12 protein-coding genes are annotated in these 16,060 nt (G+C 73.1%); 6 read left to right on the top strand and 6 right to left on the bottom strand.

The genetic code is table 11. From position 1 onward, the window contains the following. Positions 1-818 precede the first annotated feature (818 nt). From SLINC_RS48825 to SLINC_RS20275, 3 genes are read left to right on the top strand one after another with little or no spacing between them, the layout of a single operon-like run. The gene (locus SLINC_RS48825) at positions 819-1,388 is read left to right on the top strand and encodes a hypothetical protein (protein WP_182449200.1); all 570 of its coding nucleotides are present in this window, start codon (positions 819-821) and stop codon (positions 1,386-1,388) included. A gap of 50 nt (positions 1,389-1,438) precedes the next feature. Then, on the top strand, positions 1,439-2,014 hold the full coding sequence (locus SLINC_RS20280) for a GNAT family N-acetyltransferase (RefSeq protein ID WP_067434961.1): 576 nt from the start codon (positions 1,439-1,441) through the stop codon (positions 2,012-2,014). Next, on the top strand, positions 2,011-3,333 hold the full coding sequence (locus SLINC_RS20275; protein ID WP_079164619.1) for an MFS transporter: 1,323 nt from the start codon (positions 2,011-2,013) through the stop codon (positions 3,331-3,333). Before SLINC_RS20280 ends, SLINC_RS20275 begins: the two co-directional genes overlap by 4 nt. On the opposite strand, the gene murQ is transcribed toward SLINC_RS20275, so the two are convergent. Both murQ and SLINC_RS20265 read right to left on the bottom strand, forming a co-directional pair. Then, positions 3,323-4,261 carry an N-acetylmuramic acid 6-phosphate etherase gene (gene murQ / locus SLINC_RS20270; protein WP_067434958.1) on the bottom strand — a complete coding sequence of 313 codons (939 nt, stop codon included), beginning with the start codon at positions 4,259-4,261 and terminating at the stop codon, positions 3,323-3,325. The two genes, SLINC_RS20275 and murQ, sit on opposite strands and share 11 nt — an antisense overlap. Positions 4,262-4,360: 99 nt before the next feature. Continuing rightward, positions 4,361-5,308 carry a MurR/RpiR family transcriptional regulator gene (locus SLINC_RS20265; RefSeq protein ID WP_067434955.1) on the bottom strand — a complete coding sequence of 316 codons (948 nt, stop codon included), beginning with the start codon at positions 5,306-5,308 and terminating at the stop codon, positions 4,361-4,363. 55 nt (positions 5,309-5,363) lie between these two features. On the opposite strand from SLINC_RS20265, the gene SLINC_RS20260 reads away from it, so the two are divergent. The 3 genes from SLINC_RS20260 to SLINC_RS20250 all read left to right on the top strand — a co-directional run bounded on the left by SLINC_RS20260 (position 5,364) and on the right by SLINC_RS20250 (position 9,345). Further along, complete coding sequence (locus tag SLINC_RS20260; protein ID WP_067434952.1) at positions 5,364-5,759, top strand: hypothetical protein; 396 nt, start codon at positions 5,364-5,366, stop codon at positions 5,757-5,759. After that, on the top strand, positions 5,756-6,025 hold the full coding sequence (locus tag SLINC_RS20255; protein ID WP_067434949.1) for a DUF4031 domain-containing protein: 270 nt from the start codon (positions 5,756-5,758) through the stop codon (positions 6,023-6,025). Before SLINC_RS20260 ends, SLINC_RS20255 begins: the two co-directional genes overlap by 4 nt. 101 nt (positions 6,026-6,126) lie before the next feature. Continuing rightward, on the top strand, positions 6,127-9,345 hold the full coding sequence (locus SLINC_RS20250; RefSeq protein WP_067434946.1) for an amidohydrolase family protein: 3,219 nt from the start codon (positions 6,127-6,129) through the stop codon (positions 9,343-9,345). Positions 9,346-9,366: 21 nt separating this feature from the next. On the opposite strand, the gene SLINC_RS20245 is transcribed toward SLINC_RS20250, so the two are convergent. The 4 genes from SLINC_RS20245 to SLINC_RS20230 form a co-directional block, all read right to left on the bottom strand. Continuing rightward, positions 9,367-10,482 carry a GNAT family N-acetyltransferase gene (locus tag SLINC_RS20245; RefSeq protein ID WP_375141494.1) on the bottom strand — a complete coding sequence of 372 codons (1,116 nt, stop codon included), beginning with the start codon at positions 10,480-10,482 and terminating at the stop codon, positions 9,367-9,369. A gap of 18 nt (positions 10,483-10,500) precedes the next feature. Next, on the bottom strand, positions 10,501-14,919 hold the full coding sequence (locus SLINC_RS48820; RefSeq protein WP_067434943.1) for an HD domain-containing protein: 4,419 nt from the start codon (positions 14,917-14,919) through the stop codon (positions 10,501-10,503). Positions 14,920-14,932: 13 nt separating this feature from the next. Then, a complete protein-coding gene (locus SLINC_RS20235; protein ID WP_067434940.1) occupies positions 14,933-15,283 on the bottom strand; it encodes a Pepco domain-containing protein in 351 nt (116 codons plus the stop codon). 103 nt (positions 15,284-15,386) lie between these two features. Next, positions 15,387-16,037, bottom strand: coding sequence for an HD domain-containing protein (locus tag SLINC_RS20230; protein WP_067434937.1), 651 nt, complete (start codon positions 16,035-16,037; stop codon positions 15,387-15,389). Positions 16,038-16,060: the final 23 nt, after the last annotated feature.

The raw sequence follows: 16,060 nt of genomic DNA, 5'->3' as shown, positions 1-16,060 counted from the left end.
AGGGCAGCGGCGGGGGCATCGGCAGCCGTTGCGAGGGCACCCCGGGCGTCGGTAGCCGGAGGCCCGTCCGACGTGCCACCACGCTGAAGACCGGTGGCCCGGGGGTTGGTAGCCGCAGGCGTGTCAACCGCCCTGCCATGGCGAAGGGCGGCCCGAGCACTGGCACCCGCAGGTCTGTCTGCGACCACCCCACTGCGAAGGGGGGCTCCGGCATCGACAGCCGTCGCAAGGGCACTCCGGGTGTCTCCGGACGCGAGTCCGTGTGCCGCCTCGTCACGCTGAAGGGCAACCCGGGTGTCAGTGGCCGCAGGTCTGTCCGCCGCGCCGCCACCGCGAAAAACGGCCCCAGCGTGGGCGGCCGTGCCACGGTCTGCCACCCCACCACTGCGAAGCTCACCCCTGGCGCTGGCACTCGCATGCCCGTCCGTCGCCCCGCGACTGCGAAGAACACCCCGGGCGTCGGCAACCGCAGGCCGGTCCGCCGCCTCGTCACCTCGAAGGCCAGCGGTCCGAGCGTTGGTACCCGCAGCCGCAGGGCTCTCCGCTACCCGGCTACCGCGAAGTCCACCCCAGGCATCGGTGGCCGCAGGTCTGCGCGTCGTCCCGCGACCGCGAAGGGCAGCGGCCCGAGCGTCGGCGGCCGCGCTGTCATTTTCAAAGGCGGCCACGGCATCGGCGGCCGCAGGACGGTCCTCCGCCCCGTCACCGTGAAGGGCAACTCTGGCATTGGTGGCCGCAGGCATGTCCGCCGTCCCGCCACGTTGAAGGGGAATGGCCCGAGCATCGGCACGCGCAGGGTTGTCCGCCACCCCGCGACCGTGAAGGTCACCCCTGGCGTCGGCAGCCGTAGGCCCGTCAGCCGCCCCGCCACCGCGAAGGGCACCCCGGGCGTCGGTAGCCGGAGGCCCGTCCGACGTATCACCACGCTGAAGGGCGGCGGCCCGAGCATCGGCACGCGCAGGATTGTCCGCCACTCCGCCACCGCCAAGACCGGCAGTAGGGGCATCGGTTCCCGCAGGACGGTGCGCCGCCGCCTCACCGCGAAGGCCGGCGGCCCGGCCACCGGCACCCGCAGGATTGTCCGACGTCCCGCCACATTCAAGGGCGGCACCCCCGGCCTCGCTACCCGCAGGCCGGTTCGCCACTCCGCCACCGCGAAGACCGGCGGTGGGGGCATCGGCTCCCGCAGGGTTGTCCGCCGTTCCGCCACGTTGAAGAGCGGTTCCGGTGTCGGCGGCCGCAGGCCCCTCCGTCGCCCCACCACCGCGAAGATCACCCCAGGCGCCGGCACCCGCAGGCCCGCCCCCCGCCTCCTCGCCCCGAAGGGTGGCGTCGGCATCGGGGAGCGGTCCCGTAGGTCCATCCCGGTTGGTCCGGGCAGGCGCTGAATCGACGTCGGCTCCGGCTTCGGCCGGTGGCAGGGCACGGGAGGGAACGGATGACGAAGTCGCCGGTCACGGTGGAGCGGTGGGAGGGGCTGGAGTGTGCCGCGCAGCTTGATCTCGTGCTGCCGATGTACAAGGAGATCTGGGTCGAACCGCCGTACTGCGAGGGCGTGAAGGAGATCGCGGACTTCGTGGACCGGTTCGCGCAGGAGGTCCGCCTTCCCCGCGCTCGTCTCGTCGTGGCCCGCTACGGCGGCCTGCCGGTCGGGTACGCCTTCGGGTACCCCCTGCCGCCGGAGACCGGCTGGTGGAAGGCGATGGGGGAGGAGACCACGGCGGAGTTCGCGGCCGAGAACGGGAAGCGCACCCTGGGCATCGTCGAACTCGCGGTACGCGCTCCGTGGCGGCGGAAAGGAGTGGCCGCCCGGTTGCACGCCCACCTCCTGGAGGGCCTGGGCGTCGAGCGCGTCACGTTGGCGATGCGGCCCGAGCCGGAAGCGGCGCCGGCGCACGCCGCCTACGCCGCGTGGGGCTACCGTCAGGTCGGCAGCTGGCACCCGGCCGACGACGAACCCGCGTCCCACATCATGCTGCTGACCCTGCCCGTCCCCGCGTACGGCGTCGTATGAGGGCGGCCCGCCGGAAGGCCACCGGCGACGCGGCGCAGCGACCCGGGCTGCTGCGGGAGCGGGGGTTCCGGCTGTACTGGACCGCGCAGAGTGTCTCGCTGGTCGGGGACGAGATCAACATCCTGGCGATCCCGCTGGCCGCCGTGGTGCTGCTGGACGCGGGTGCGGCCGAGATGGGGTGGCTGACGGCGGTGGCGCTGCTGCCGTCGTTGCTGCTGTCGATCCCGGGCGGGGCGTGGGCGGACCGGCGCGCGGACCGGCGTAGGGCGATGATCGTCGCGGATGTCGGGCGGTTCGCCGCGGTGGCGTCGGTGCCGCTGGCGTACGCCTTCGGGGCGCTGACGATGGCTCACCTGTACGTGACGGAGTTCGTCGTCGGGGCGCTGACCGTCCTGTTCCGGGTCTGTCAGCATCACGTGTACGCGTCCCTGCTTCCCGCGGAGCGCTACGTGGACGGCAACGCGCTGCTCTCCGGGAGCAGGTCGACGGCCGCGGTCGCCGGGCCCGGCACGGGTGGGATGCTGGTCCAGGTGCTGTCGGCGCCGTTCGCGCTGCTGCTGGACGCCCTGACCTATCTGGTGTCGGCGGTGTGCCTGGGTCGTATCCGGACCCAGGAGGCCCCGCCCGCGCCGCGCGCCCGGGGCGGGCTCGCGGCCGGGCTGCGGTGGGTGACCGCCCACCGCACCCCCGGCCTGCTGCTGGCGGGTGTCTCCATGCTGAGCCTGAGCCACACCTTCCTGATGACCCTGTTCATCCTGTACGGCACCACCGAGCTGGGGCTGAACCCCGGCGCAATCGGGGCGGTGGTGGCCGCACTCGGGCTCGGCGGGCTGGCCGGTGCGTGGGCCGCGCCCCGCGTGGTGCGGCGGATCGGCCTCGGCCCGGCCGTCGTCGCCGGGTTCCTGGGGTTCAGCCTGCCCCTGCTGCTGGTGCCGCTGGCCGACGGCCCGATGCCGTTGGTGATCACGACGCTGGTGGCCGCGCAGCTCGGCGCCGGCTGCGGGGTCGCGGTCCTGGACATCTCCACCAACAGCTACCTGATCGCCGTCATCCCGGAGACCCTGCGGTCCCGCGTGATGGGCGTGGTCCAGACCGCCAACTTCGGAGTCCGCCCGATCGGCGCGGTGCTCGCCGGTACCCTGGGCACCGTGCTCGGCCTGCGGCCGACCCTGTGGATCGGCACGGCGAGCGCGGTGCTGAGCGTGCTGTGGGTCGTCGCGTCCGACGTACGACACATCCGGGAGCTGCCCGAGCACGCCGACCTTCCCGAAGACCCCGAGCACGCCGACCTTCCCGAAAACACCGCAGTCACTTCATAGTGGCCGCCGCCAGCGCGGCCCGCAGATGGCCGCCCGCCTCCGCCAGCAGGCGGCCGGCCGTGGGGCCGTCGACCTCCGCGAGGATCGTCAGGATGGCGTTCTTCACCTCGCCGTCGGTGGCGGCCAGGGCCCGCTCGATCTCGTCGTCCTGCGCGCCGGTGGCGAGGGCGACGATGCGGCGGGAACGGGCGCGCAGCTTGTCGTTGGAGGCGCGGACGTCGACCATCAGGTTCCCGTAGGTCTTGCCGAGGCGGATCATCGTGATCGTCGAGAGCATGTTGAGGACCAGCTTCTGGGCCGTGCCCGCCTTGAGGCGGGTCGAGCCGGTCAGCAGTTCCGGGCCTACGACGATCTCGATGCCGTGCTCGGCCGCCGCCGCCAGCGCGCTGTCCGCGTTGCAGGCCAGCCCGATCGTCAACGCGCCCCGCGCCCGCGCGTGCTCCACCGCGCCGATGGCGTACGGGGTACGGCCGGACGCGGACACCCCGACCACCGTGTCCACCGGTCCCACCCCGAGCCCGTCCAGGTCCGCCCGCGCCAGGTCCGCCGAGTCCTCGGCCCCCTCGACCGAGGTCACCATCGCCTCCGGGCCCCCGGCGATCACGCCCACCACCTGCGACGGGTCCGTGTTGAACGTCGGCGGGCACTCTGAGGCGTCCAGCACCCCGAGCCGCCCGGCGGTGCCGGCCCCGGCGTAGACGAGCCGTCCGCCCCGCGCCATCCGCTCGGCGACGGCGTCGATGGCGGCGGCGATCTCCGGCAACCGCTCGGCGACGGCGGTCGGCACGGTGGCGTCCTCGCCGTTCATCAGGCGGGCGATGTCGAGCGTGGGCAGTCGGTCGATGTCGGCGAGCTCGGGCCGGAACGCCTCGGTGGTCAGGGCTTCCAACTGCGCCTGAAGATCACGGGGGTTGGAGGTGGAGGTCATGGTGAAGACGGCTCTTTCCGATGTGCGGTGTGATGTCCTGCCTACGGCTGTCCTGCCCGAAGCTGTCCTGCCTGCGGCTGTCCTGCCTACGGCGGTGGGCTACCGCCGGTGCCGATGGGCCAGCGCCTCGTACGACGCCGACAGCGCGGGCGCCGCGGTCTCATAGGTCCGCTGCGCGACTCCCACGAACAGACAGTCCACCACCAGCAGCTGGCTGGTCCGCGACGACATGGCCGCGGGCCGCAACTCACTCTCCCGGGCGGTGGAGGTCGGCAGCACATGATCGGCGTACTGCGCGACATGCCCGTCCGGCCGTCCGGTGATCGCGATGGTCGTGGCCCCGTGCTCGAACGCGACCCGCAGCGGCTCGACGACGTCCCCGGTGGACCCGGAGTGCGTGATCGCGATGGCCACGTCCCCCGAGCCCAGCTGCACGGCGTTGGTGACGGCGAGGTGCGGATCGCTGTGGGCGTGGGCTATCCGCCCTATGCGCAGCAGCTTCTGGGTGAGGTCCTGCGCGACCAGCCCGCTCGCCCCCACCCCGTACACATCGGTGCGCCGGGCCGCGGCGAGCGCCGTCACGGCCGCTCCGAGCTGGACCGTGTCGAGGCCGGCCGCCGTGTCGGCGAGGGTCTGCTGCTCGTCGTAGGCGAGTTTCGCGACGACGTCGGCGATGGGGTCGTCGACGGCGATGTCCGTGGTGATGGCGGGCGCGCGCCCGGACTGCTGCTGGGCGGCGAGGCCGGCGAGGGCGAGGCGGAGATCGCGGTAGCCGGGGTAGCCGAGCAGCCGGGCCGTCCGTACGACCGTCGCCTCGCTGGTGCCGGTGAGCTCGGCGAGGCCGGTGACCGTGAGGGCCGCGCAGCCCGCCGGGTCGCCCGCGACGGCCTCGGCGACCCGCTGCATGGAACGGGTCATGGACGGGGCCAGCGTGCGCACCTTGGCGGCGAGGGCGGCCGGGGCGGGGGGAACCTGCGCCTGCGCACCCACCCGGCCACCTCCGGCTCCGTTCCCGCCTCCGAAAATTTCCTTCACGTTCTGTGTCACCTGTGAAAGATATTTTCGGCTCGGTGTCGTGGTCAAGAGTGCGCACAATGGGTTCATGGACCCCTCCGGCCACCCCATCAGCCCTCTGGAGCAGGCGTTGCACGCGGCACGCGCCCTCGTGCTCGCCGATCTGGCCGCGAACGAGGTCGCCGCGGCGGACGTCGTGTCCATGGTCGAGGACTCCGTCGTCCAGCGGCGATGGTGGGTGGAGCAGTGGCCCGACGGCGCCGAGTTCGTCGCCGGCCTGGTCGCCCAGGACGTCCAGGACGCCCTCCTGGAGGCCTACGGCCGCTGGCCCCTGTGCCCGGTCTGCGGCTCCGGCGACCCCCACGCCCTGGAGGTCGAGCCGGAACTCGGCGCCGACCCGCACTGGGTCTGCCACCAGGCCGGCGTCAAGGTGGCCGCCGTCGGCTCCCTGTCCTCGGCGACCGGCGGGACGCCCTCCTCGTGACGGTCTACATCGACCCGCCGACCTGGCCGGGCCACGGCCGCATGTGGTCCCACCTGGTCAGCGACGCCTCCTTCGACGAACTCCACGCCTTCGCCGAGCGGTTGGGGGTACCCCGGCGGGCCTTCGAACGCGATCACTACGACATTCCCTCGCACCGGTACGCGGAGGTGGTGGCGGCGGGGGCGGTGGAGGTCAGCAGCCGGGAGGTGGTGCGGCTGCTGCATGGGGCGGGGTTGCGGCGGCCCAAGGGGCGGGCGGAGTCCTAGAGGCCGCGTGGACGCGGACTGTCACGGGCATTGACTGTCGGTGATCTTGCGGGTGAGAGTGGCACTGCTCTTCGGTGTCCCCCAGACCGCAGGGAACTCTCATGGACTTAGAAGACTCGTCCGTCTCGTCCGTCTCCTCTGACATCTCCGTCTCCCGCCGCGGCTTTCTTCAGGCGACCGTCGTGGCCGGGACGGTGGCCGCGGTCGGCGCACCGGCTGTGGCGGCCGCCGCGGACTCCTCCCGGACCGCCACCACCCTCACCTTCACCGCGGCCACGGGCGGGTCGGCGACCCTCGCGCCGTCCGGGAACCGGCTGGTGGTGGAGGCGCAGAACGTGCTGTGGTCCGTCCCGCGCTCGGGCGGCACCGCCGTAGCGCTGACCGTGCCCGAACTGGAGCCCACCCGCCCGCAGTTCTCGCCGGACGGCAAGCGCCTGGTCGTGTGCGGCTACCGCGGCGGCGGCTTCCACCTGTGGACGCTGCGCGCCGACGGAAGCGGGCCGCGGCAGCTCACCGATGGGCCGTGGGACGACCGGGCGCCCGCCTGGTCGCCGGACGGCACCCGTATCGCGTTCGCCTCCGAGCGCGGCGGCGACACCGTGACCGGCAGCCCGTACCGCGTCTGGGTCCTGGACGTGCGCACCGGCGCGCTGACCCGGCTGACCGGACGCCCGGGACAGGAGGGCCCCGCCCAGGGCGGCGCCTGGGAGGACTTCGACCCCACCTGGTCGCCCGACGGCGAGCGGGTCCTGTTCGTCCGCGCCGCCGTCACCGCGTCCGGCGCCCTGCGCGCCGACACCGTCGCCTCGGTCGCCGCCGACGGCACCGGCCCGGTCACCGCCGAGCACACCGACACCTCCGGCGCCCAGCTCATGACCCCGGCCGTCTCCCCGGCCGGCCGCCTGGCTTACCTGCGCACCACGCCGTCCCCCGCGGCCTCCTGTCGTCTCGTCGTGGACGGCACACCGGTCGCCGTCGAGGGCGACGTCCAGCCCGCGCCGCCCCGCTGGACCGACGGCGGACGGCTGCTGCTCATGGCCGACGGACACGTCCGCCTCGTCGACCCGGACGCGCCGGAGCGCGGCGAGGAGATCCCGTTCACCGCCACGCTGCCCGTGGACCGGCCCCGCTACCGCACCAAGGCCTACGACTTCGAGGGCACCGGCACCCGGCCCGTCCGCGCGCTGCACCTGCCCGCACTCTCGCCGGACGGCCGTACGGTCGCCTTCGTCGCGCTCAACGCGCTGTGGACCGCGGGCACGGACGGCCACCGCGCCCCCCGCCGGATCCTCCGGGTGCCGCCCACCCGCTATGTGACGTCACCGGCCTGGACCCCCGACGGCAAGGCGCTGCTGTACGCCGACGACCGCGACGGCCTGTTCGCCGTACGCCGCCGCGACCTGGCCTCCGGGCAGGACACCGTGCTCGCCGGGGGCGGCCGGATCTTCCCCGCCCTCGCGCCCGACGGCACCCGGCTGGCCTGCCTGGACATCTCCGGCAACCTCGTCGTACGGGACCTGGCCGCCGGCACCGAACGCACCCTGGCCGCCCCGCTCGGCAGCGGCGGGCTCCCCGGCCGCCCCAGCTGGTCGCCCGACGGCCGCTACCTCGCGCTGTGCGACCGCAACCGTCTCAACCAGCGCTTCCGTGAGGGCTACAACCTCATCCGGGTCGTCGACACGACCGACGGGTCCGCGGTCCTGCACCCGCCGGCCCCGCACACCTCCCTCTCCGACCGCTACGACTCCGGCCCCGTGTGGTCCCCGGACGGCCGCTGGATGGCCGTCGTCGCCGAGTCCGCGCTCTGGCTGCTCCCGGTGCGCGCCGACGGCACCCCCGACGGCGAGCCGCGCCGCCTGACGAGCGAACCCGCCGACCACCCGTCCTGGTCCGCCGACTCCCGCACCCTGCTGTACCTCTCCGCGGGCACCCCGCGCCTGGCCGACCTCGCGAGCGGCACCACCCGTACCGTCCGGATCCGGCTGGACTACCGCAGACCGCGTCCCGCCGACACGGTCGTGCGCGCCGGACGCTTCTGGGACGGCACCGGCACCGAGGTCCGCGAGGACGTCGACGTCGTGATCCGCGACGGCCGCATCGCCGAAGTGGCCCCGCACCGAACCGCCCGCCCCGCCGCCCGCCGCGTCGACGCGAGCGAGCGCACGGTCGTCCCCGGCCTGTGGGACGCCCACACCCACCCCTGGCAGACCACGTACGGCGGCCGCCAGACCGCTCTCCAGCTCGCCTACGGCATCACCACCGCCGTCTCCCTGGGCGGCTTCGCCTACGAACAGGCCAGGATCCGCGAGGCGGTCGCCTCCGGTGAACTGGCCGGACCGCGCCTGCTGTCCACCGGCGAACTGCTCGACGGCTCCCGCGTCGCCTACAGCATGGGCCGCGCCCACCGCACGCGGGAGGGACTGCGCAGGTCGCTGGAGCGGGCGGCGGCTCTCGACTGGGACTTCGTCAAGACGTACGTACGGGCGCCGGGCTGGGTGATGAAGGAGGCCGCGGACTTCGCGCACCACCGGCTCGGCGTGCGCAGCGGCAGCCACCTGTGCACTCCGGGCGTGCAGCTGGGCCAGGACCTGACGACCCATCTCCAGGCCACCCAGCGCCTGGAGTTCGGGCACGCGACCACGGCCGCGGGCAACGCCTTCCAGGACGTCGAGGAGATCTACACCCGCACCGACTTCCATCTCGTCGCCACCCCGTTCACGGCCCTGCCCCTGCTGGGCGCCGACCCGTCCCTCGCCGAGGATCCGCGGGTCACCACCCTCATGCCGCCGTGGGACACCGCGATGGTCCGACAGCTGGCGACGCAACCTCCGTCCGTCCTCCAACTGGCGACACTCGACCGCGAGTTGGGCTTCTACCGGCGTGTCCTCGCGGGCGGCGGCCTCGTCGCCCTCGGCACCGACCAGCCGCTCGTCCCCGTCGGCCTCCACCTCCACCTGGGCCTGCGCGCCCTCCACCGCGCCGGCCTGTCCCCGGCCGAGGCCCTGCGCACCGCCACCCTGCTGCCCGCCCGGGTGTTCGGCGCCGACACCGACCTCGGCACGCTGGAGGAGGGCAAGCTCGCCGACCTCACCCTCGTGGACGGCGACCCGTTCACCGACTTCACCGACCTGATCCGGACCCGGGCCGTGCTGCGCGGCGGCGTGCTGTTCGAGCAGTCCGACCTGGTCGGGGCGTTCGACGCGGCGACCGCACGGACGGACCCGAAGGAACCGGCGGACCCGACGACGGACGAGGACTGGCTGGAGGTGAGCCGGCACATGCGGAGGGAGGGGTGCTGCGATCCGGGGACCGGGTACTAGAGGGGATCCAGGGACCGGGTACTAGAGGGCTTCCGCGCGCCGCACGTACAGCCGCAGCTCCCCGTCCGTGTCGTCGTGCTGGACGTGGGCGGTCCGCTCGTCCTCCACGGAGGCCCGGGTGAATCCCGCGCGGGCGATCACGCGCTGGGAGGGGGCGTTGGCGGTGTCGATCGTCGCGCACAGCGCGTGGACGTCGTCGCGGGCGAGGGCCCACTCCGAGAGGGCCTGGAGGGCTTCGGTGGCGTAGCCGTTGCCACGGGCGGCCTCGACCAGGTCGTAGCCGACCTCCGCGCGGCCCTCCTCGTCCGGGGCGCCGTGGAAGCCCATGCCGCCGACGGCGAGCCCGTCCGCGCGGCGGACCAGGGCGAACAGGCCGAACTCCGGGCGGTGCACGCCCCCTTCGTAGGCCTTGAGGACCATCCCGGCGGCCTCCCGGGTGCCCTCGAAGGGGCCGTCGCCGAGCCACTCGAAGCCGCCGTCGCCGCCCGCGGCCAGGTCGGCGGCGGCCGCGGGGGTGACGCCCTGGAGGGTGAGGCGTTCCGCGTCGATCACCAGGTTGTTGTTCCAGCGCCACTGGGTGACCGGGGCCCGCCCGGGCAGGTCGCCGCGGCCTGTGGCCCACAGCAGGGTGCGCCAGTGGTCCTGGCCCGGCTGGACGTGCGGGAAGAGCCCCGTCAGCACGTACTCCGCCAGCTCGGCCGCGGGTTCGTACGCGACCCCCAGCCCCTCGGCGATGTCCTGCGTGTGCAACAGCACCTCGGCGACCCCCATCGCCGCGAACCCCTCCCTGTTCGCACTGCGGAAGGGATACGGATGAAACCCCCGCGCCTCCCGGGGCGCGGTACGCACCGCGGCGGCCAGCAGCGCCCCGGTCGCCTCGATCACCTCCACGATGCCCGCGTTGTCGGTGCCCTCGTCGAGGGTGATCTCGAAGGGGACGTAGCCGTTCTGTGCCTGCCCCGCCAACTGCGCCGCGTACGCCACGAGATCCTCGGCGATATGGAAGGCGGTCGTCGCACAACTCCACTCCAGCCGCCCCGCCGGAACCCCCGCCCAGTCCCGCTCGGCCACCGTCCGCAGCAGGGCCACGCAGCCTGCCACGGCCTCTTCCACCCGGTCCCCGCCCATGTGTCGCATAGGGCGCAGACTAGGGGCTCAGCCGTCGGAACGAACCTCATTTACCGGGCCGACGGGGCCGGCCGGGGCGTCGAACCAGTCCTCCGCCTCGTGCCGGAGCCCGAGCTCCGTCGCCTTCGCGGCCACCTCGCGGAAGGGGCGGCGGAGGCGGAGGGCGGCGGAGGTGATTTCGGCGAGGGTGGCTCGGGCGTCGGGGGCCCGGTCGACAGTTTCCGGGCGGGTGAAGGCCTGGACGAGGAGGTCGTCGTGGGCGGGGCCGGGGCGCTTCAGGTGGGTGTCGGTGAGAGCCGCGGCGACGCGACGGTGGACCGGCAGCACGGGGAGGCGGGGGCTGTCGGAGGTCTGGTGGGCCGAGACGCCGAAGTCGGCCAGAACCGCGGCGATCTGCTCCTCGTCCTCGTGCCAGTGGTGGAAGTCGACGGGTACGACCTGATGGGCCTGCGTGCTGAGCCTGGACAACGAGGTGCTGACGGAAGCTGCCCTGTGGTGCGCTTCGGTGAGTTCGGCGAGCGGTGTCACGTCCGGGACGACGAAGCCGAGCCTGGTCAGCCGCTTCGCCATGGCCTCCGGCTGGTCCTGGCGCAGCGCGGACACGTAGAGCAGCTGCCCCGGAGTGACGCGGTCGGCGTCCTCCTGGCTGGTCGGAAACGCGTCGGGATGGCACATCAGAGCCTGTGCGATGTGCCGGTCCTCCGACCGGTCGTCGCTGTGGACGGCCAAGGCGTCGAGGAGCCGTGCGGGGACCACGCAGCCCAGTTCCGTCAGACGCCGGGCCGCGGCGACGGGATCGTCCTGGAGGTGGAGATGCGCGAGGGGAACGCACGCTCCAGGAGTCAGGAAGTCCTGGGGGGCCATCTCATCGTGGGTCACGCGCCTCGACACGCGCAGGCTTCTGCGGGCGGCGAGGAGCGGCAGGTCGTCGGCGGTCACCTGGCTGAGCGGTCCCGGGTCGGGAACGTCGTACCCGAGGCGACTGAGCCGAGCCGCGACGAGAGCGAGGGGCTGACCAGTGCGTGCCGTCGTGATGAGCAGTTCCCCCAGCTCGACGGGGAGGTCCGGGGACCGCCACCGCGGCAGGTGATTCCCCCGGAGCACGGTCTTCGCGCTCAGGCCGCGCTGCGCACCTGTGTGTGACTCCAGGAACGTCTCGGTGAAGTAGCGGAGATCGATCAACCAGGTGTCGAAGCCACCGAGGGTGAGCAGCGCGAGGTCCGAGGGCAGCGCCGGCGGCAGGTCCGTCGACAGCTCGGTGAGCAGGGCCCGCAGCCGCCAGCGCAGCACGGTTTCCGGCATGCACAGGATCATGAGCGCTGCGATGCCGTCATGAACGGTCTCCTCCCAGGGGAAGTCCCCGGTGGCAGCGGGCAGGAGCATCAGGTCCGGCGGGAAGAAGCCCGTCCTGCCCACGTCCATGGTCCAGTGGTGGCTCGTCCAGACCTTCCGCTTCTCCGCCGCGCGGATCGCGATCGCCTCGGCCAGTTCGGGGTCCTCCGAACGCAGTGCTTCCAGCCAGGACGGCGACAAGAGGTCGGGGGCGTCGACGAGGTCGTCCACCGTCGCCAGGCAGCGCTCCCGCACCAGTTGCTCGTCGTACTCGCTGAGTCTCTTGCGGTCGATGGACAGCCGCGCCTGTCCGGTTCCCCGGAGGTCGACGACCCGTCCGAACAGGGTGGTGGTGTTGGCGATGCCGTCCACCAGGACGGCACCGTTGCCGTCCGTCCACCACATGCCTTGTCGGCAGGCGACCGCGGCCCCGGGCTTGGGCAGTCCGCGCCTGCGGTTGACTGCCGAATCCGCGAACGGCGCGGCCCAGTCGTACGGTGAGGCATAGGCAGCCGAGACCGCGCTCGGTCCGCGTCGCCGTATCCGCGGGCGCTCACCGGGATTGACCACCAACTCCCCAGCCCGCCACTCCTGATCCAGCTCTTTCCGCCACGGCGCCCGTACCCGATAGGGCGAGAACCACAGATACTTCCCCAGCTCCTCCCCGCTGGACGGCATCGGTTTCTCGGCCACGCCGTGCAACCGCACCCGGGTCCCCGCCTCCCGCCCCGGCCCCAGATCCTCCACCCGGAACAGATTCCCCGGCCCCGCGATCGTCACCTTCAGCAGGCGCCCCGGACGGCCCTCCCGGTCCAACCGGCAGGTCAGTACCGTGAGTTCGTCCGCGATCATGAAGTAGCTGAGGACGCCGAGGCCGAAGCGGCTGACGGGGACGAGGGAGACCGGGGGGTCCAGGGCGGCCCACAGGGCGCCCTCCTCCAGGTACTCGGGGAGGTCGACGAAGCGGGAGCCGCCCTGGGCGAAGGCGCGGCTGAGTTCGGTGACGCCCATGCCGATGCCGTTGTCGGCGCATTCGAGGTAGGGGCGGCCGTCGTCGTCGACGCCCTCGGTGAACACCACCTCGCCCGACCAGTCGGACAGGGGGACGCCCGTACGGCGTAGGTACTCCGTGCGGGCCGTGCGGTAGCGCAGCGCGTCGAGGGCGTTCTGGTACAGCTCGCGGACGGCCAGCGCCCGGTCCCCGTAGAGCTGTTCGCCCATGAGGAGTTCCTGGACGCGGTCGTCGGCGAGGCGGAAGCGGATGCCGCTGGAGAGCTCGGCGGGTGTGGTGCCGCTGGGGCTGACCTGCTGGGCGTCGGCGTAGGCGGGCAGGGAGGCGAGCGGGGCGAGGGTGCCGGTCCTCCGTGTCGTCTCCCTGTTGATGTCCCGCAGCAAGGAGTCCACCGTCTCCGCGTGGCGCTTCAGCGCCAGTTCCACGGCCGGGTGATCGCACAGCGCGCTCAAGGAGCGGCCCGCACCTGCCTGTTGCCACTCCGCCCGGTGCAGGGTGGCCCGCAGTTCGTCGAGGGACACGCTGTCGGAGATGCCGAGGTGCTCGACGAGGACCTCGGGCAGGTCGGCGGGGTCGACGGCGAGGGCGTGGGCCGCCTTCAGCAGGGCGGAGACGAGCCGTTCGCGGACGAGGTGTTCGTGAGGTGTCGCGGGCGCGACGTGCCGCTCCTCCGCCAGGGCCGTGCTGCGGGTGGTGCCCGGTACGGCGGCGGGGGCCACGCGCTGCTCCTTGATGTAGGAGAGCAGCCGGGCGGTGGACAGTTCCGCGCCCGCCCAGGCCGGGGCGGGCGGCTCGGGGTTCTCACAGGTGAGGAAGGCGGGAGTGAAGGCGTCCGGGTGCTGGACCAGCCAGCGGTGCAGGCCCCACCAGCGGATGTCGTCGAGCGCGCGCGACGGTGCCTGTTCCAGGGTGCGCAGCCGACGGGCCAGGCGCGGGAAGGACTTGAGGAAGCCGTCGAGTTCGGCGGTGGGCAGGTCCTGCCGGGCGGCCTGGCGGACCCAGTGGGTCTGGGCGGCGAAGGGCAGTACGGCGAGCAGCGCCGCCTCGGTCGGGGACAGCTCGGTGCCCTCGGCCACCCGGGACAGCAGGAAAGCGACCCGTACGGTGGTGCGTTCGGCCAGCTCGGGGTCGTACCAGGGATCCTCGGCGATCTTCGGTTCCACCTCGGCGCAGACGCGGGCGTACTGGGCCACCAGCCGGCCGCAGTAGTCCTTGAGGGCCTCCACCGCCGGGGCCGGGGCGGTGAGGTCCCAGGCGGGGTGGCCGGTGACCGCCTCGGCCCAGGTCCGCTCGGCACCGACCGGGCCCGTCGCGGCCTGTGTCGGCGGGAAGAGCAGGAAGCGGCCGCGGTCGTCCTCGGAGAGGACGCGCAGATGCTGCGGCCTGCCCTTCTTGCCGTACGCCTCGAACAGGGCGTCGATACGGTCCTGGGCGGCCGTCTCGAACTCGGCCAGGGTGCTGACCGGCCCGTCCAGCAGTTCGGTGACCGTCCGGGAGAACAGGCTGAAGCTCTCGCCGGGCTCGGTGCCGACGTCGAAGCCGTCGCGGACCGTCTCGTCGGCGCGGACGAAACGGGCCTTCTCGGCCTGGGAGCAGGCGTAGACGTAGGCGACCTTGCGGCTCAGGGTGTCGTCGACCTTGCGGTTCGACCACTGGGACAGGCCCATGGTGTCGTCGTCCGGGCCGGTCTCCCGCAGTCCTTCGCGGCACGCGTCGATGAGGAAGGTCACCTGTGCCGCGCGGCTGCTCTCCAGCTCGCCACGCCAGTCGATCTCGACACAGCCGTCGGTGATCGGGTTCGGCAGGTCCGGGCGGAAGTCCTCGGGGACCAGGTAGTCCTTGCCGTCGGAGTGCACCCCGTGGCCGCTCAGCACGACGAGCAGCCGGTCGCCGGGCTTGGCGGCGGCCAGGAACCCCGTCACCTCGGCGTTGACCGTGTTGGGTGAGAAGAGCCGGGCCTGGGCCTGCTGCACCTTGTGGAAGCCGCGCCTGCGCAGCGCGGCCTCCATCCGCTCCAGGTCCTGCGGGACGAAGGGCAGGGCCTTGGGCCCGGGGGCTTCGTATCGGGAGACCCCTACGAGAAGGGCCTTGTAGCGGGTCAACCCTGTTCCGCTCTCAGGACGGGCGCTTGAAGACGAGCGTCAGCCCGCGGGTGCCCTGCATCTGACCGGTACCGATGAGCTGGATGCCGCCGCTCGCGGTGACCTGGAAGGAGAGCTGGGCCTCGGCGAGCGGCAGCGTGCCGCCGCGGGCCTCGGCGTCGGCGAACAGCTGCTGGAGCGCGTCGACGGTCTCCGCGAGGTTCTTGCGCAGCGGGCCGAGCGGGACGGAACGCAGCGCCGGCTCGCCCCTGCGACGACCGCCGACCGACATCGTGTCGTCGCCGTCCTCGTCCGCGTACTCGTCCTCGCTCACGCTGACCCAGAACGGCAGGCTCTGTTCCACCAGTTCGTTCGTCTCGTCCACGTCGTGCTCCCCTCCCGGCATCGTTGCCGGGACAACTTTAGGGCCTGCGCGGGGAGTTCCGGGGGCTGATCTCCAGGGTCCTCGCAGGCGACGACGTGCCTGGTCAGCTTTCGAGCAGCGCCAGCTCCCCCGCCAGGTTGTACCGGGCAGTCGCCTCCCACTCCCGCTCCCCGTACGGCGTCCTGAACAGCCGTGGGAGGTCGAGGAGCTGGTGCAGGATCGTGGCGCGGCCCTCGCGGAAGGCGGGCTGCGGGACGAAGCCGTACTCCTCGCGGACGGCGGCCGTGTAGGCGGCGTAGGCGGAGGGCGGGGCGGCGAGGATCGCGAGGTCGGCGTCGCAGAGGACCTGGCCGTCGGGGTCGTCGGCGGCCGGGTCGTGGGTGAGGGTGAGGCGGACCAGGCGGGCGACCTCGGCGGTCTTCGCGTCGGACAGGCCGGCCTCGGGGAGGGCGCGTTCGGCGAGGCGGGCCGAGCGCTCCTCGTTCTCGGAGCGGTCGGGGAAGTAGACCGCGTCGTGGAACCAGGCGGCGAGGCGGACGACGTCCGGGTCGGCCGCGTGCTTCTCCAGGACGTCGATGTGGTCCAGGACCGCCGTGAGGTGGGTGAGCGTGTGATAGCGGCGCTGCGGTTCCCGCCAGCGGGCGAGCAGGTTGTCGGCGTAGGGGAGTGGGTCGGGGCCGGGGGTGTCCGGTCCGCCCCGGGCTGCTCGCAGGGCGTGGGTGAAGCGGGTGCGCAGGGCGTCGGGATCGGCCATGGTCCTATTCTCCCCGCCGCTTC

The organism is Streptomyces lincolnensis (genome assembly GCF_001685355.1).
GTDB classification, from domain to species: domain Bacteria; phylum Actinomycetota; class Actinomycetes; order Streptomycetales; family Streptomycetaceae; genus Streptomyces; species Streptomyces lincolnensis.
Note: the sequence above shows the minus strand (reverse complement) of the source record. Positions and strands in the feature narration are given on the sequence as shown.

What these genes read in the sequence shown, in the direction of transcription:
- SLINC_RS20245 (WP_375141494.1), bottom strand. Translation starts at nt 10,482, where the DNA reads ATGCGACACATGGGCGGGGACCGGGTGGAAGAGGCCGTGGCAGGCTGC.
- SLINC_RS20275 (WP_079164619.1), top strand. Translation starts at nt 2,011, where the DNA reads ATGAGGGCGGCCCGCCGGAAGGCCACCGGCGACGCGGCGCAGCGACCC.
- SLINC_RS20230 (WP_067434937.1), bottom strand. Translation starts at nt 16,037, where the DNA reads ATGGCCGATCCCGACGCCCTGCGCACCCGCTTCACCCACGCCCTGCGA.
- SLINC_RS20260 (WP_067434952.1), top strand. Translation starts at nt 5,364, where the DNA reads ATGGACCCCTCCGGCCACCCCATCAGCCCTCTGGAGCAGGCGTTGCAC.
- SLINC_RS20250 (WP_067434946.1), top strand. Translation starts at nt 6,127, where the DNA reads ATGGACTTAGAAGACTCGTCCGTCTCGTCCGTCTCCTCTGACATCTCC.
- SLINC_RS20280 (WP_067434961.1), top strand. Translation starts at nt 1,439, where the DNA reads ATGACGAAGTCGCCGGTCACGGTGGAGCGGTGGGAGGGGCTGGAGTGT.
- murQ (WP_067434958.1), bottom strand. Translation starts at nt 4,261, where the DNA reads ATGACCTCCACCTCCAACCCCCGTGATCTTCAGGCGCAGTTGGAAGCC.